Below are 14,549 nucleotides of genomic sequence, written 5' to 3'. Positions count from 1 at the left end.
ACGGCGCTGGCGGGAAGAACCCCCACCCTCAATCCCTCCCCACAAGGGGGAGGGAGGCAGATCGGGGCTCTCAAGCAGGGGTACGAAGCCGCGAGTTAGATTCGGATTCTGCTATTCCCCAAGCCCTTCTTCTCCCTCCCCCTTGTGGGGAGGGTGGCCCCGCAGGGGTCGGGTGGGGGAGCTATCAACGGGCACGGCGCTGGCGGGAAGTACCCCCACCCTCAATCCCTCCCCACAAGGGGGAGGGAGGCAGATCGGGGCTCACAGGCAAGAGTGCAAAGCGGCGAGTTGGTTTCTCCCCTTGCCAACATGCGGACACGGGCATATACCCGCATCCATGGATCAAACTTGCCTCTGCATCGCCGTCCGTAAAGCCTCGCGCCGCATGACCACGGTCTATGACGATGCGCTGGGGCCTGTCGGCATCAACCTGGCGCAATATAGTCTGCTCAAGAAAATCCGTCGTATGGCACCGGTTTCTCTGACGGATCTTGGCGCCGCCATGGAGCTTGATCGCTCCACCATCGGTCGCAACGTTAAGGTGTTGGAGCGGATCGGCCTGACCCAGGCGGTCACCGGCAAGGACCATCGCGAAGCCACCGTCGAGCTCAGCGAAACAGGGCAGGGGGTACTGACCACCGCCATCCCGCTCTGGGAGCGGGCGCAAGAGCAGATCAATACCAGGCTGGGTGCCGATAAAGTCGCCCAGCTCGAACAACTGCTGGCCGAACTCTGATTTTTCACCCACAAGCGGGTATATACCCGAAGATGGACGCCACATGACTTTACCCGCAGGATGCCAGCCATGATTTCCAATCGTCTCGCCGCCTTCCTCGCGGCCCGGGGCATCCATTACGGTTGGGTCGCCGCCGGCACGACGTTCCTCGTCATGCTCGCCACCGCCGCTGCCATGGGCTCAGCCGGCGTGCTGATCGAGCCGCTGCAAAAGGAGTTTGGCTGGAGCACCACCGAAATCTCCACCGCTTTCGCCATCCGCCTGGTGCTGTTCGGCCTGCTCGGGCCTTTCGCTGCCGCCTTCATGAATCGCTTCGGCATCCGCAAAGTGGTGGTCACCGCATTGATCTTGATCTCAGGCGGTATTCTGGCCTCCTTCGTCATGACCCAGGTCTGGCAGCTCGTCCTGCTCTGGGGCGTGGTCGTCGGTGTCGGCACCGGCATGACTGCCCTAGTGCTCGGCGCCACCGTCGCCACCCGCTGGTTCGACAAGCGTCGCGGCCTCGTCGTCGGCATGATGACTGCCAGCAATGCCACCGGCCAACTGGTCTTCCTGCCGCTGATCGCAGCGCTCACCGAGCAGATCGGCTGGCGCACCGCGCTCACGCTCGTCGTCGGCATCCTGTTGGTCGCCATGCTCGCCGTCCTCGTTCTGATGCGCGACCGTCCCGCCGATCTCGGCCTCGCCCCCTATGGCAGCATCGCCATCGTCCCAGCCCCACCGCGCGGCAACATGCTGTCACTGCTCACCTCACCCATCGCCGCCCTGCGCGACGCCGCCAAGACCTCGGTGTTCTGGGTGCTGTTCCTGACCTTCTTCGTCTGCGGCTTTTCCACCAATGGCCTGATCCAGACCCACTGGATTTCGATCTGCGGTGATTTCGGCATCGCCGCCGTCGGCGCCGCCGGCATTCTCGCCGTCATCGGCATTTTCGATTTCGCCGGCACCATCAGCGCCGGCTGGCTCTCCGATCGCTTCGACAATCGCTGGCTGCTGTTCTGGTTCTATTTCCTGCGCGGCCTGTCGCTGCTTTACCTGCCATTCAGCGGCTTCTCGCTCGAAGCGCTAGCGCTGTTCGGCGTTTTCTACGGCCTCGATTGGGTCGCCACCGTCCCGCCCACGGTCAAGCTGGCTGCCGAACGCTTCGGCCCGGAAAAGGCGGGCCTGGTGTTTGGCTGGGTGTTCGCCGGCCACCAGCTTGGCGCCGCCAGCTCGGCCTTCTTCGCCGGAGCCTCGCGCACCCAGTTCGATAGCTACATGCCCGCCGTCTTCATCGCCGGCGCTCTCTGCGTACTCGCGGCTTTGCTCATTTTGACCGTGGAGCGCCCGGCATCCTTCAAGGCTCGGCTGCAGATGGCCTGAAGCCTAGCGCTCGTCCAGTCGGGGCATCAGCTCGACGAAGTTGCACGGCTTATGCCGATAATCGAGCTGGTGGGTCAAAATGCCTTCCCAGGCATCGCGGCAAGCGCCGCGGGAGCCGGGCAAGGTGAAGACGAAGGTGGTGCCGATCAGCCCCGCCGTGGCGCGCGACTGGATCGAGCTGGTGCCCACCGTGGTGCCCGAATATTGGTGGAACAGCACCGAAAACCCCTCCATCCGCTTGTCGAACAGGGGCTCGATGGCTTCGGGGGTGACATCGCGGCCGGAAAAACCGGTTCCCCCGGTGGTCAGGATCACATCCACCTTGGGATCGGCGACAAAATTCTGCACCGCCGCGCGGATCAACTGGATATCGTCACGCACCACAACCCTGTCGGCACATTTGTGCCCGTCGGCCTCCAGCAAGGACTTCAGCAGGGCCCCGCCGGTATCGGTTTCCAGCGTCCGCGTATCCGAAACAGCGATAACGGCGATCGTCAGCGGAACGAAATTGCGGTCTTCAAACCGGGCTGACTTGAACATCGCTTCTCTCCGCTTCCTCGGTTTCCGCATCGTTTGGCGGGATGTCTTCACTATCAGCCCGGGGGTCGAGCGCAACCGATTCCGGGGTCACCTGCTTGTCATTGCCCATGGGCTGGAACGGCGCGCGGTTGGCCGCCACCGGCGCGCTGCGCACCCGCATGCGCAGGAACGCCGTAACCGCCAAAGCGCCGTGGAAGGCGGCCGTAACGATGAACAGCCCCACCGGCGCAAAAGCGCCCATGATGAACGATGCCACGGCAGGGCCAATCGCCAGCCCCACGCCCAGGATCAGCAGCATGCCGCCGGCGATCTTGGCGAATTCCCCGTCCTTGGCAAAGTCGTTGGCATGGGCAACCGCGACGGCGTAAATCGGATTTGCGCAGAAGCCATAGAGCGCGAACAATACGTACATCATCCAGCCCGCGGAAGGATTGATGATGACGGTCAGCGCTCCGATCACCGCCGCCGATCCCGAAAGCCCGATCAGCACGATGCGGCGGTCGATCCGGTCGCTCAGCCGCCCGAACGGGATTTGCGCCACGGCGCCCAAAATGGCCGCCAGCGCGAACAGGAACGCGATGCCGCTGGCATCCAGCCCCTGCTCATAGCCATAAACTGGCGCCAGCGTGCCGAACGAACCATTGGCCATGCCCACCGAAAATGCCGCGATCGCGGCCACCGGCGAAGTCTTGTACAGCAGCCGCACATCGAGCCGCGCCGAGGCCAGCGGGCGCGGTTGCGGGCTCGAAGTCAGCGCGGTGGGCAGCACGGCGCAGATGAAGCTGATAGCGCCGAGCACGAAGGGGATATAGCCGGCAGTGCCGGTCATCGACATGGCGATCTGGCCCATGGTTGAAGCGGCCATGTTGATGGTGACATAGATCGAGAACACCGTGCCGCGGCTCTTGTTGTCGGCAACTTCGTTGAGCCAGCTTTCCACGATCATCGCCGCGCCGGCAAAGCAGAAGCCGCTGAGCGCACGCAGCACGATCCAGCTCCAGTCGTGAATCATCATCAAGTTGAGTAGGATGGTGACCGTGCCGATCGCCGCCATCACCGAAAACGCCCGAATATGGCCGACCTTGCGCACGATCAGCGGCACGCAGATCGAGCCGGCGACGAAGCCGACCGACCAGCCAGTGCCGATCAGGCCCAGCGACAGCAGTGAAAACCCTTCCTCGGCTCCGCGTACCGAGAGCAACAGTCCCTGCAGCCCACCACCGAACATCAGCAGGGCGGAGCCCAGGAACAGGGCATAAATCTTGATTACGGAGGACATGGACGCTTCCGGCTGGGGGATTTCAAATCATCACGCGATGGTGACCATATCCCGGTGTCATTGTTTCGCACGGCAAAAGTGCGGCGGGATGCGAATTTGTTTGCATCGGCAACGACTAATCGGTGAGCGCAGTGCTTACGCGATCCCCAGCGCGTCGATCTTCTGCTTCAGGCTCAGCATATCGCGCCATGCCTGCTGCTTGGCGGCTGGGTTGCGCAACAGATAGGCTGGATGCAGCGTCGGCATGGCCTCGACGCCATGAGTGCCCACCGTCAATTCGCTCCAGCGCCCACGCATCTTGAGAATGCCGATGGTGGTATTGAACACCGTCTGCATAGCCGGGCCGCCCAGCGTCAGGATTACCTTGGGCGCCACCAATTCCACCTGCCGATGCAGGAAGGGCAGGCAGATCGCCAGCTCCTCCGGCGTCGGGGTGCGATTGCCCGGTGGCCGCCACGGCACTGTATTGGCGATATAGACCTTGGTGCGGTCGAGCCCGATGGCGGCCAGCATGCGGTCCAGCAATTGCCCTGATTTACCGACGAAGGGCTTGCCCTGGCGGTCCTCTTCGGCGCCCGGCGCTTCGCCGATCAACATGATTTGCGCTTGTGGATTGCCGTCGGCGAAACACAATTGCGTGGCGCGCAGTTTCAGACCGCAGCCGTCATAGGCGCCCACAATGGCTTCGAGTTCAACGAGGCTTTGCGCCGTCGCCGCCAGCCCGCGAGCTTCGCCCGGATCGGTAACGAAAGAAGCTGGCGCAGCCGGCGCGGCCTCGGCAAGACCCTGCGGCGCCGGTCGCGATTCTGTCGCTGCCGCAGCCACTTCGGCGGGTCGCACTGGCGGGCGTTGGGCGAACCGGTTGACGGGCTCCTCGCCCACCGCAACGTCCACTCCGGCAGCCCGATACCAGTCGAGCACCGACAGCAATTCGCTGGGATTGAGCGGTCGATCTTGAGCCATGGGCCGACTTATGTCACAGCACTGGACGGCCTGCCAGATGCGGTGGACTGCCACAACAGCACAATGTGACTGCCTGCGTGATGCGCCGAGCTTGCGCGGCAGCCGCAAAATCGACACTGTTTGCGCGAAAACCGGCCTGCACCGGCCAAGGGAGAACTGAGCCTCGTGACCAAGCTTTTCAACCGTCTCACGCGCCCCGCTGTTCTGGCGCTGGCTCTGGGCAGTCTTGCGGCGCCGGTCCTCGCGCAGCAAAGCCCGCTGCCGCAGCAGGCGATGAACATGCTCAACATGCTCAGCCCCAGCGAAACCGGCAGCTATCTGGCGGGTCAACAGGCGCTCAAGGAACTGCGTACCAAGGAAGCCGCCAGCTATTTCATGCAAGCCGCGCAGGCCGATTGGAATAACCCGATCCTGGTCGAGCGCGCCTTTATCGGCTTTGCCGCCGATGGCCAGATTGGCCAGGCTGCCGCGACCGCCAAGCATCTGCTCGAACTCGATCCCAAAAATGAACTTGCGGAACTGGTCGTCGCCACCGAGGCGCTCAAGGAGCGCCGCTATCCGGCCGCCGAATCCGCCCTGTCCGACATCGGGCAGGACAGCTTCACCGCCATTACCGGCGGCATCCTGCGCGCCTGGGCCATGGTGGGCGATAACAAGGCCAAGGACGCCGAGTCCGAACTCGACAAGCTGGGGCAGGGTGGTCTTGAAGACTTCCTGCTGTTCCACCGCGCTTTGATGGCGGAAGCCGCCGGCGATACCGACAAGGCCATCGATCTGGCGGGGCAGGCCTTCGACGCGGAGCCCAATGTCGCCCGCGTCGTTGAAGTCTATGCCCGCATTCTCGCCAATGCAGGCCATTTCGACCAGGCCAAGGAAGCCATCGCCAAGTTCGAGGCCCAGGGCCTAAACCACCCCATCGTCACCATCGTCAAGAATATGATCGATGCCGGCAAGAAGCCGGGCGTCTTCGCGTCCAGCGTGCAGGTCGGCGCCGCCGAAATGTATCATGGCATCGGCGTGGCGTTGTCGCGCGATGGCAGCATGGATCTGTCGATCGTATTCCTGCGCCTCGCGCTCTACCTCGATCCGCAGGCCGACGTGATTTCGCTGGCGCTCGGGCAACTGCTCGATCAGGCAGGCCAGAACGAAGCCGCCAATGCCATCTATGATGGTGTCCCTGCCACCTCGCCGATGAAGCCGACCGCCGTCGTGCGCATCGCGCAGAACCTCGACACCATGGGCGATCGTCCCGAGGCCCTGCGTCGCCTCGGCAATATCGTGGCCACCCGCCCCAATGACCTCGACGCGGTTTCCGTAATGGGCGATCTGTTGCGCTACGACGAGCAATATCCCGCGGCCGCCGACGCCTATACCAAGGCCCTGGCAATCAGCGGTGGGCAAAGCCCGTCCGATTGGCGCTTCTATTACGTGCGTGGCATTGCCTATGAGCGCGCCGGCGTCTGGCCCAAGGCCGAAGCCGATTTCCTCGAGGCGCTCAAGCTCAATCCCGATCAGCCGCAGGTGCTGAACTATCTCGGCTATAGCTGGATCGACAAGGACATGCACTACGACCAGGCGCTGGAGATGATCCAGAAGGCCGTCGCCGCTGTGCCGCAGGACGGCTACATCGTCGATTCGCTAGGCTGGGCCTTCTACAAGCTCGGCCGCACCGACGAAGCCGTGACCACGCTTGAGCAGGCGGTGCAATTGCTGCCCAACGATCCGGAGATCAACGATCATCTGGGCGACGCCTATTGGAAAGCCGGCCGCGAGCTCGAAGCCAAGTTCCAGTGGAAGATCGCGGCCTCGGTCGACACCATCGGCGATGTCAAGAAACGCACCGTCTCCAAGCTGGCCAATGGCCTGACCGCCGACGCTACGCCCTAGCTGCGTGGTGTCGCTGAGCGTCCAGGCAGCACCCGCCAAGGTCAATCTCGCGCTGCATGTTACAAGGCGGCGCGAGGACGGCTATCACGACCTCGAAAGCCTCGTGGTCTTCGCCGACGTGGCCGATGACCTTGAAGCTATGCCGGCCAGGGCCGATACTCTGGTTATCACCGGCCCCTTCGCCAAGGCGCTGGGCAATGGCGATAACCTGATCACCCGCGCGGTCGCAGCCTTCCGTGCACAATGGCCCGGCGCTGTCGAGCAGCCGCTGGCTATGACGCTGCGCAAGAACCTGCCGGTCGCGGCCGGCATTGGCGGGGGTTCCGCCGACGCCGCCGCTGCCCTGCGGCTGATGGCGGGCCTGTCGACCGTGGCGATCCCTTTACTCGAACTCTCGGCCCTGGCCTTGCGCCTGGGCGCCGATGTGCCGGCCTGCCTGCTCTCGGTGCCGTTGGTGGCGCGCGGCGTCGGCGAAATCCTGGCGCCACTCCCCGAATTCCCCACGCTGCATATCGTGCTGGTCAATCCGCTGGTGCCGGTCGCCACTGCCGATATCTTCCGGCGCCTGCGCGCCCATGACAATTATCCGCTGCCCGCTTTACCGTCACCACTCACCCGTCCAGCTCAACTTGGCATCTGGCTGGCCGAAACCCGCAATGACCTGCAGCCGCCAGCGGTCAAGATCGTGCCGGTGATCGGTGACCTGATCGAGCTGCTCGGGCAAACCCAAGGCTGCATCTTGGCCCGAATGTCTGGTTCAGGGGCGACAGTGTTTGGGTTGTTTGGGTCGAGCGGGCAGGCCCACCAGGCCGCTCAGGAGCTGCGGCGGGCACATCCGGAATATTGGGTGGCGGCAGCGCCGATCATGGTGCCGTAGCGTCCGAGAGCCACGATCCGGCCCTCCTCCCCCTTTGAGGGGGGAAATTTCCGCAGACCGGGACTTTGGAAAACAGGGCTTCGGGGTTCGACCTGAGCAACCCCCGCCCTGGCCTTCCCCTCGAGGGGGAGGGGACGATGGAGCCGCGATATCGCGTTTGGCTAGTAAGCCCGGCGCACGCTGAATTCGACCACTTCGGCCAGCAGCGTCTTCATTTCTGAACCAGGCAATTTCGCCAGCGCATCCATGGCAGCCCGCGCATGGGCATCGGCCCGGTCGAGCGTCCGCGTCAGCGTATTATAGCGCCCCATGATCGTGACCACGTCGCGCACCTGCGCCTCGCTGGCCTCCGCGTCGCCCAGCGCCGACGAAATCAGCGCCTGTTCGGCCGGCGTGCCTTCAGCCAGCGCCAGGATCACCGGCAGTGTCATCTTGCCTTCGCGCAGGTCGTCGCCGGTATTCTTGCCCATGGCGCCGCTTTCGCCGCGATAATCCAGCACATCGTCAACCAGCTGGAACGCATTGCCCAGCTCCAGCCCATAGGCCTTGAGCGCCAGCCGGCCGGCATCGTCGGCACCGCCCGCCATGGCACCCACTTCGCAGGCCGCCTCGAACAGCGTCGCCGTCTTGGCGCGGATCACTTCGGCATAATCCTCGGGCGTGGTCGCAAGGTCGCCGGTCTTGGCCAGTTGGAATACTTCCCCCTCGGCCATCGCCGCGGCCGCTGCCGCCAGCACGCCAAGCGCCGCGATATCGCTGGTCTCGACCATCATCATGAAGGCCTGGCCCAACAGGAAATCGCCCACCAGCACGCTGGCCTGGTTGCCCCAGATCATCCGCGCCGCGGGCTTGCCTCGGCGCATGTCGCTTTCGTCCACCACGTCGTCATGCAGCAGGGTCGCGTTGTGCATGAATTCAACGGCCGCCGCGAACTTGATCGCGCTGCCCACGCCGCCACCGAACAGGCTCGCGGCTGCCACGGTCAGCATCGGGCGCAGCCGCTTGCCGCCACTCTCGATCAGATAGCGCGCCAGCTCGGGCACCATTTCAACATGGGAATCGGCGCGCTCCAGGATCAGCGCATTGACCTTGGCCATATCAGCGGAGGTCGCCGTCAGCAGGCGCTCGATCGCGTTGGCGCTGGGAGCCTGTTTTGTTTGCGTCGCCACTGACACCGGCACATCATCCTCGTTTGACCGCATTCGGCAATTCTGGTTGAGCACCGCGTGCCCAGGCATGTAAACTGGCGCCAAACCGGCCATTCGGATGCGATGTCCCTAGACCAGCCAAAAGACTTTGTAAAACACCAAACGCTGACGCGCGATGCCTTTTTGGGCGGCAGGATCACTGTGTCGCAGCCGCGCCATGGCTTTCGCGCCGGACTGGACAGCGTCCTGCTCGGCGCCGCCATTGCCCCCGATAGCACCGCATTGCTCGACCTCGGCTGCGGTGTCGGCACGGCGGGGCTGGTGGCGCTGGCGCACAACCCGGCTTTGGCCGCCTCCCTGGTCGATCAAAATTCCGACATCCTGGCTTTGGCCAGGCTCAATGCGGAGGAAAACCATTTCGCTGCGCGCACCACGGTGATCGAGGCCGATGTCGCGGGGAAGGGCGCCGCCCGCCTCGCTGCCGGCCTGCGCGAAAACGCCTATACCAGCGTCATCGCCAATCCGCCCTTCTTCGACAGTGCCGGCGGCACGCGGGCCCACGACGGCGCCCGCGCCGATGCGCGCCATATGGGGGCGGAAAACCTCGACCTCTGGGTGAAAACCGCGGCCGGTGCCGCTGCCGCCGGGGCCGAAATCATCTTCATCTATCCTGTCGAATCGCTGTCGCCGCTGCTATCGGCCTTCGCCGCCCGCTTCGGCGCCATCACCATATTGCCGCTCAGCCCCCGCGCCGACGCGCCGGTAACCCGGGTGCTGCTACGCGCCATCAAGGGCTCCCGCGCACCCCTGACCATGTTGGCCACCCGCGCACTGCACGATGCAGAAGGCCGCGCCTTTGCCCCCCAATTCGACGCAATTCTGCGTGGGACCGCCCAGCTCGTCTGGTAATTGGCACCAATGCCCCCTAAATCTGGCGCCAACAACATCGGAGCGGGCATGGCGCAGACACCGGCAAAACGGGGCAACTGGTTTAAGCGCCTGCTCGGGCGCGACAAGACCGTCATTCCCGTCATTCGCCTGCAGGGCGTGATCGCCGCCGACCAGCGCCAGGGCCGGCTCAATATTGCCAATGTGGCCCCGCTGCTGGCCCGCGCCTTTGCCATCAAGTCGGCGCCCGCCGTGGCCATCATCGTCAATTCCCCCGGCGGCTCGCCGGTGCAGTCGCGCCTGATCTCCAAGCGCATCCGCGACCTCGCCAACGAGCACAACAAGCCGGTGCTGGTCTTCGTCGAGGACGCTGCGGCATCCGGCGGCTATTTCATCGCCGTGGCGGGCGACGAAATCTTCGCCGATCCATCCTCCATCGTCGGCTCGATCGGCGTTATCATGGCCGGGTTCGGCTTTGTCGACGCCATCGGCAAACTCGGCATCGAGCGCCGCGTGCATACCGCCGGCCGCAACAAATCCACCCTCGATCCCTTCCAGCCGGAAAAAGCCGAGGACGTCGAGCGCATCAAGACCTTCGAACTCGACATCCACCAGGTGTTCATCGATCACGTCAAATCGCGCCGGGGCAGTAAGCTCAAGGGCGCCGACGATGCGCTGTTCACCGGCGAATGGTGGACTGGCGTTCGTGGTCTAGATCTTGGCCTGATCGACGCCATCGGCGACGTGCACGAAGTGCTGCGCAGCCGCTACGGCACGGATATCGTGCTCAAGCCCATTGCCCCCAAGCGCGGCCTGATCAATTTCCCCCGCTTCGGTTTTTCCGCCGAGAGTCTGGTGGGTGACCTCTCCGCCAGCATCGAGGACCGCGCCGTCTGGGCGCGGTTGGGACTCTAGATGACCTACATTTTCCTCCGCCTCGCCATCTATATCGGCATCGCGCTGATCATCTATCTCGGCATTCGCAAGATCTGGCGCGACTGGACCGGCACCTTCAAGAAGGAAGACGAGGACGCCCGCCGCGTCCGCCGGGAACGTGACCTGCGCGAACGCGCCGAGCCCGGCGTCATCGATCTCAAGCGCGACAAGGATGGCACGTTTCGGCCGGGGGACGACAAGCGCTAGGCACAATGCCGATTGACCGGTTCCGCCCGCGCCACTAGGTTCCGGCCGTTATTCAGCCGGACCTGACCCATGACCGATCGCCCCTCCTATATGGACCCACGGAACTCGTTCCAGGGCCTCATCCTGACGCTGCAGCAATTCTGGGCGGAGCAGGGTTGTGTCATCCTGCAGCCCTATGACATGCAGATGGGCGCCGGTACGTCGCATACCGCTACAGTGCTGCGTGCGCTCGGCCCCAAGCCGTGGAAGGCTGCCTATGTTCAGCCCAGCCGCCGCCCCAAAGATGGACGCTACGGCGAAAACCCCAACCGTCTGCAGCACTATTATCAGTTCCAGGTCATCCTCAAGCCGTCGCCAGCCGATATGCAGGAGCTCTATCTCAAGTCTCTCTACGCGGTGGGCATCGATCCGGCGCTGCACGATCTGCGATTTGTCGAGGACGATTGGGAAAACCCGACGCTCGGCGCTTGGGGCCTAGGCTGGGAAGTGTGGTGCGACGGCATGGAAGTTAGCCAGTTCACCTATTTCCAGCAGGTGGCCGGCTTCGAATGCAATCCCGTAGCCGGCGAGTTAACCTACGGCTTGGAGCGTCTGGCCTGCTATCTGCAGAATGTCGACTCCATCATGGAGCTCAACTTCAATGGCGGCAGCGGCGAGGACAAGGTTAGTTACGCCGATGTGTTCCTTCAGAACGAGCAGGAATCGAGCAAGTACAATTTCGAAGCCGCCGATACCGATATGCTATTTCGCCATTTCGCCGACGCGGAGAACGAATGCCGCTCCGTCCTGCAATTAGGCACTAATGGAAATCGTCAGACCATGGCTATTCCGGCCTATGAACAGGTGCTCAAGGCTGCACACAACTTCAACCTGCTCGATGCCCGCGGCGTGATCTCAGTCACCGAGCGCCAGAGCTACATCTTGCGCATCCGCGACCTCGCCAAAGCCTGCGGCGCCGCTTGGCTGGAGACGGCCGGCGGCGGCGCGGAGGGCTAGCACCTCTTCCCATCGCCCCTTGCGGGAGAGGGGCCGACCCGACGCGTTCAGCGGAAGGTCAAGGTGAGGGGGCCGCAAATTCCTGGCGCGGCGACATCGCTTACCCTCATCCGCCTTTCGGGCACCTTCTCCCGCAGGGGAGAGGGAAGCAGTACAGCACTAAATCCCCGTTGCTCTGTAATCGCCGCAATGCCAATGTCCCGCCGGGGCATTGGGGCGGATTTCCGCCTCGCTTTGGAGGCGCTTATGGCCATCTGGATTATTCTCGCTGTCGTCGTCGTCGCGGTCGTCTATGCGATCTCCATCTACAACAGCCTGGTCAAAAACCGGCAGTTGGTGCAGGAGGGCTGGTCGGGCATCGATGTGCAGCTCAAGCGCCGCACCGACCTGATCCCCAACCTGATGGAAGCCGTCAAAGGCTACATGAGCCACGAGCGCGATACCCTGCAGGCGGTGACCGATGCCCGCACCAATGCACAGAGCGCCGCCAATGCCAGCCCTGAGGAACGTGCCAAGGCCGAAGGCGCTCTGTCCGGCGCGCTGGGCCGCCTGATCGCCGTGGCGGAGGCCTATCCGGATCTCAAGGCCAGCACCAATTTCCTGGAATTCCAGCAGGCGCTGCAGACCATCGAAGACGAAATCCAGCTCTCGCGCCGCTACTACAATGGCGCTGTGCGCAACCTGAACACCACGGTGGAGAGCTTCCCCTCCAACCTGATCGCCAACAATTTCAAGTTCGAGAAGGCTGAGTATTTCGAGCTGGAAAACCCTGCCGATCGCGCCGTCCCGACCGTCAAGTTCTGACGCCATGCGCCCCATCGCCCGGCTTCTGCTTGGCCTGCTTGTCGGCCTGCTCCTGGCGCTGCCCGCCGCGGCGCGCGAGGAAATCCGCAATTTCACCGCCGATGTGATCCTGGCCACCAATGGTACGGTCAATGTCACCGAAACCATCGATGTGCAGGCCGAAGGCGACGAAATCCGGCGCGGCATCTATCGCGATATTCCGGTAACCCTGCTCGGGCCCGAGGGCGGCAAAATCCGCCCCGGCTTCGATGTGCTGTCGGTTACCCGAGACGCCCAGGACGAAACCTTCCGCGTCGAGCGCATGGGCGATTTCCAGCGCATCTGGATCGGCGATCCTGATGTCTTTCTCAATCCCGGCAAGCACCGCTACGTCATCAATTACACCATGACGCGCATGGCCCGCACCTTCGCGGACCACGACGAACTCTATTGGAACGCCACCGGCAATTACTGGATTTTCCCGATCGTCAATGCGGTGGCCAATGTGACGCTGCCCGGGGGCGCGGTGATCGCCGACACCGCCGGCTATACCGGCCAGGTTGGCTCCACCGAACAGGCGGTGACCATCACCCGCACCTCGGACAATACCGCCACCTTCCGCACCACGCGCGAGCTTGGCGCCGGGGAGGGGATGAGCATCGTTGTCGCTTTCCAGAAGGGCGTGCTGGTCCTGCCAACGGGTCTCGACGCCTGGCTGCAATGGCTTTCGGACCTGCGTGAGGTCATTTTTCCCGTCATCGCGGCGCTGCTGGTACTGGCCTACAATTTCCTCGCCTGGTCACGCGTTGGCCGGGACCCGGAAAAGGGGACCATCATTCCCCTGTTCCACCCGCCCAAGGATTTCTCGCCCGGCCTCGTGCACTACGTGCACAAATGGGGTTTCGATAAGTCCGGCTGGACCGCCTTCACCGCCACCATTTTCGAGCTGGGCGTCAAGGGCCTGGTGACCATCGACAATTCCGGCGACCACCTGCGCGTCACCGCCACCGGCAAGAAGCCCGACGGCCCGATGTTGTCCGGCGAACAGATCGTTTTCGACTATTTCGCCGCGCAGCGCGAAGTCACCGTCGATAAATCCAACGGTCTGGCCCTGCAGAAGAAGCGCGGTGAATTCGTTTCCGCCATCGAAAAGGAAAATCGCTCCACCTGGTTCAAGAGCAATATCGGCTATGCCGTGTTCGGCTATGTGTTGGCTTTGGCTTTGCTTGGCGCCATGGTGCTGTTCGACGTGCTCGATCCGCTCTGGTTGATCGGCTCGATCATCATTGGCGTGGTGCTGGGCCTGTTCGGAACCTCGTTCAGCTCGCTCGGCAAGGGCAGCATCTTCACCAAGCTGTTCGCCGCCTTCTGGGTCAGCATTGTGGCCTTCAACATCTTTGGCTTCGCGCTCGATTCCCTTACCCACCTGACGGTCAACACCGCTGCCATCGCGGCGATTTCCATCGTGCTGATCACCGTGGTCTTCGCCGTGCTGATGCGCGCGCCCACCATTCAGGGCCGCAAGGTTATGGACCAGATCGACGGCTTCAAGATGTATCTGGAAACCGCCGAGAAAGAGCGCCTCAACATCGCCGGCGAGCCGCCCATGACCGTGGACCGCTTCGAGCGCATCCTGCCCTATGCCATCGCGCTGGAGGTCGAAAAACCCTGGAGCGACCACTTCGAGGCTGAGCTGGCCCGCAACGCCGTCAGCGATGCCACTGGCGGCTATTCCCCGCTCTGGTATAGCGGCGGCAGCGGTTTCGGCGCCGGCAACATGGCCAGCAATATCTCCAACGCCGTCAGCGCCGCCGCAGCCGGCATGACCGCCGCCATGGTCGCGGCCCAGCCAGTGCAGGCCTCATCGTCAGGGTTCAGCTCCGGCGGGGGCGGTGGTGGATCGTCCGGTGGGGGCGGTGGGGGTGGCGGCGGGGGTGGGTGGTAACC

The 14,549-nt window shown here is 63.6% G+C and carries 14 protein-coding genes; 10 read left to right on the top strand and 4 right to left on the bottom strand.

Annotation, left to right across the window (positions count from 1 at the left end; genetic code table 11):
- The first annotated feature begins 337 nt into the window (after window positions 1–337).
- Together ABIB57_RS04280 and ABIB57_RS04275 are read left to right on the top strand one after the other, a co-directional pair.
- The gene (locus ABIB57_RS04280) at window positions 338–736 is read left to right on the top strand and encodes a MarR family winged helix-turn-helix transcriptional regulator (protein WP_354038692.1); all 399 of its coding nucleotides are present in this window, start codon (window positions 338–340) and stop codon (window positions 734–736) included.
- A gap of 69 nt (window positions 737–805) precedes the next feature.
- On the top strand, window positions 806–2,098 hold the full coding sequence (locus tag ABIB57_RS04275; RefSeq protein ID WP_354038691.1) for an MFS transporter: 1,293 nt from the start codon (window positions 806–808) through the stop codon (window positions 2,096–2,098).
- Between the two features lie 3 nt (window positions 2,099–2,101).
- Here ABIB57_RS04275 and moaB read toward each other — a convergent pair whose 3' ends face one another.
- The 3 genes from moaB to ABIB57_RS04260 all read right to left on the bottom strand — a co-directional run bounded on the left by moaB (window position 2,102) and on the right by ABIB57_RS04260 (window position 4,880).
- A complete protein-coding gene (gene moaB, locus ABIB57_RS04270) occupies window positions 2,102–2,638 on the bottom strand; it encodes a molybdenum cofactor biosynthesis protein B (RefSeq protein WP_354038690.1) in 537 nt (178 codons plus the stop codon).
- Window positions 2,616–3,917 (bottom strand): MFS transporter, encoded by a 1,302-nt coding sequence (locus ABIB57_RS04265; protein ID WP_354038689.1) that lies wholly within the window; start codon window positions 3,915–3,917, stop codon window positions 2,616–2,618. The genes moaB and ABIB57_RS04265 overlap by 23 nt, the downstream gene beginning before the upstream one ends.
- A gap of 135 nt (window positions 3,918–4,052) precedes the next feature.
- Window positions 4,053–4,880, bottom strand: a complete 828-nt coding sequence (locus ABIB57_RS04260; RefSeq protein WP_354038687.1) for a uracil-DNA glycosylase — start codon at window positions 4,878–4,880, stop codon at window positions 4,053–4,055.
- A gap of 165 nt (window positions 4,881–5,045) precedes the next feature.
- On the opposite strand from ABIB57_RS04260, the gene ABIB57_RS04255 reads away from it, so the two are divergent.
- Together ABIB57_RS04255 and ABIB57_RS04250 are read left to right on the top strand one after the other, a co-directional pair.
- Window positions 5,046–6,767: a tetratricopeptide repeat protein gene (locus ABIB57_RS04255; protein WP_354038686.1), complete on the top strand. Its 1,722-nt coding sequence runs from the start codon at window positions 5,046–5,048 to the stop codon at window positions 6,765–6,767.
- A gap of 7 nt (window positions 6,768–6,774) precedes the next feature.
- Window positions 6,775–7,644 carry a 4-(cytidine 5'-diphospho)-2-C-methyl-D-erythritol kinase gene (locus tag ABIB57_RS04250; RefSeq protein ID WP_354038685.1) on the top strand — a complete coding sequence of 290 codons (870 nt, stop codon included), beginning with the start codon at window positions 6,775–6,777 and terminating at the stop codon, window positions 7,642–7,644.
- A 161-nt stretch (window positions 7,645–7,805) separates the two neighbouring features.
- Here ABIB57_RS04250 and ABIB57_RS04245 read toward each other — a convergent pair whose 3' ends face one another.
- Window positions 7,806–8,741, bottom strand: coding sequence for a polyprenyl synthetase family protein (locus tag ABIB57_RS04245; RefSeq protein ID WP_354038764.1), 936 nt, complete (start codon window positions 8,739–8,741; stop codon window positions 7,806–7,808).
- Between the two features lie 252 nt (window positions 8,742–8,993).
- On the opposite strand from ABIB57_RS04245, the gene ABIB57_RS04240 reads away from it, so the two are divergent.
- From ABIB57_RS04240 to ABIB57_RS04215, 6 genes are all read left to right on the top strand, one after another.
- Complete coding sequence (locus ABIB57_RS04240) at window positions 8,994–9,701, top strand: tRNA1(Val) (adenine(37)-N6)-methyltransferase (protein WP_354038684.1); 708 nt, start codon at window positions 8,994–8,996, stop codon at window positions 9,699–9,701.
- A 48-nt stretch (window positions 9,702–9,749) separates the two neighbouring features.
- The gene (locus ABIB57_RS04235; protein ID WP_354038683.1) at window positions 9,750–10,595 is read left to right on the top strand and encodes a S49 family peptidase; all 846 of its coding nucleotides are present in this window, start codon (window positions 9,750–9,752) and stop codon (window positions 10,593–10,595) included.
- Entirely contained in the window at window positions 10,596–10,823 is a 228-nt protein-coding gene (locus tag ABIB57_RS04230; RefSeq protein WP_354038682.1) for a hypothetical protein, read from the top strand. It abuts the gene before it with no gap.
- Window positions 10,824–10,892: 69 nt separating this feature from the next.
- Window positions 10,893–11,819: a glycine--tRNA ligase subunit alpha gene (locus tag ABIB57_RS04225; RefSeq protein WP_354038680.1), complete on the top strand. Its 927-nt coding sequence runs from the start codon at window positions 10,893–10,895 to the stop codon at window positions 11,817–11,819.
- A 252-nt stretch (window positions 11,820–12,071) separates the two neighbouring features.
- Entirely contained in the window at window positions 12,072–12,623 is a 552-nt protein-coding gene (locus ABIB57_RS04220; RefSeq protein ID WP_354038762.1) for a LemA family protein, read from the top strand.
- 4 nt (window positions 12,624–12,627) lie between these two features.
- On the top strand, window positions 12,628–14,547 hold the full coding sequence (locus ABIB57_RS04215) for a DUF2207 domain-containing protein (protein ID WP_354038678.1): 1,920 nt from the start codon (window positions 12,628–12,630) through the stop codon (window positions 14,545–14,547).
- Window positions 14,548–14,549: the final 2 nt, after the last annotated feature.

Origin of the sequence: Devosia sp. UYZn731 (assembly GCF_040546795.1) — a bacterium.
In the GTDB taxonomy this organism is placed as follows: Bacteria; Pseudomonadota; Alphaproteobacteria; order Rhizobiales; family Devosiaceae; genus Devosia.
This window is presented reverse-complemented; position numbering and strand designations above follow the sequence as displayed.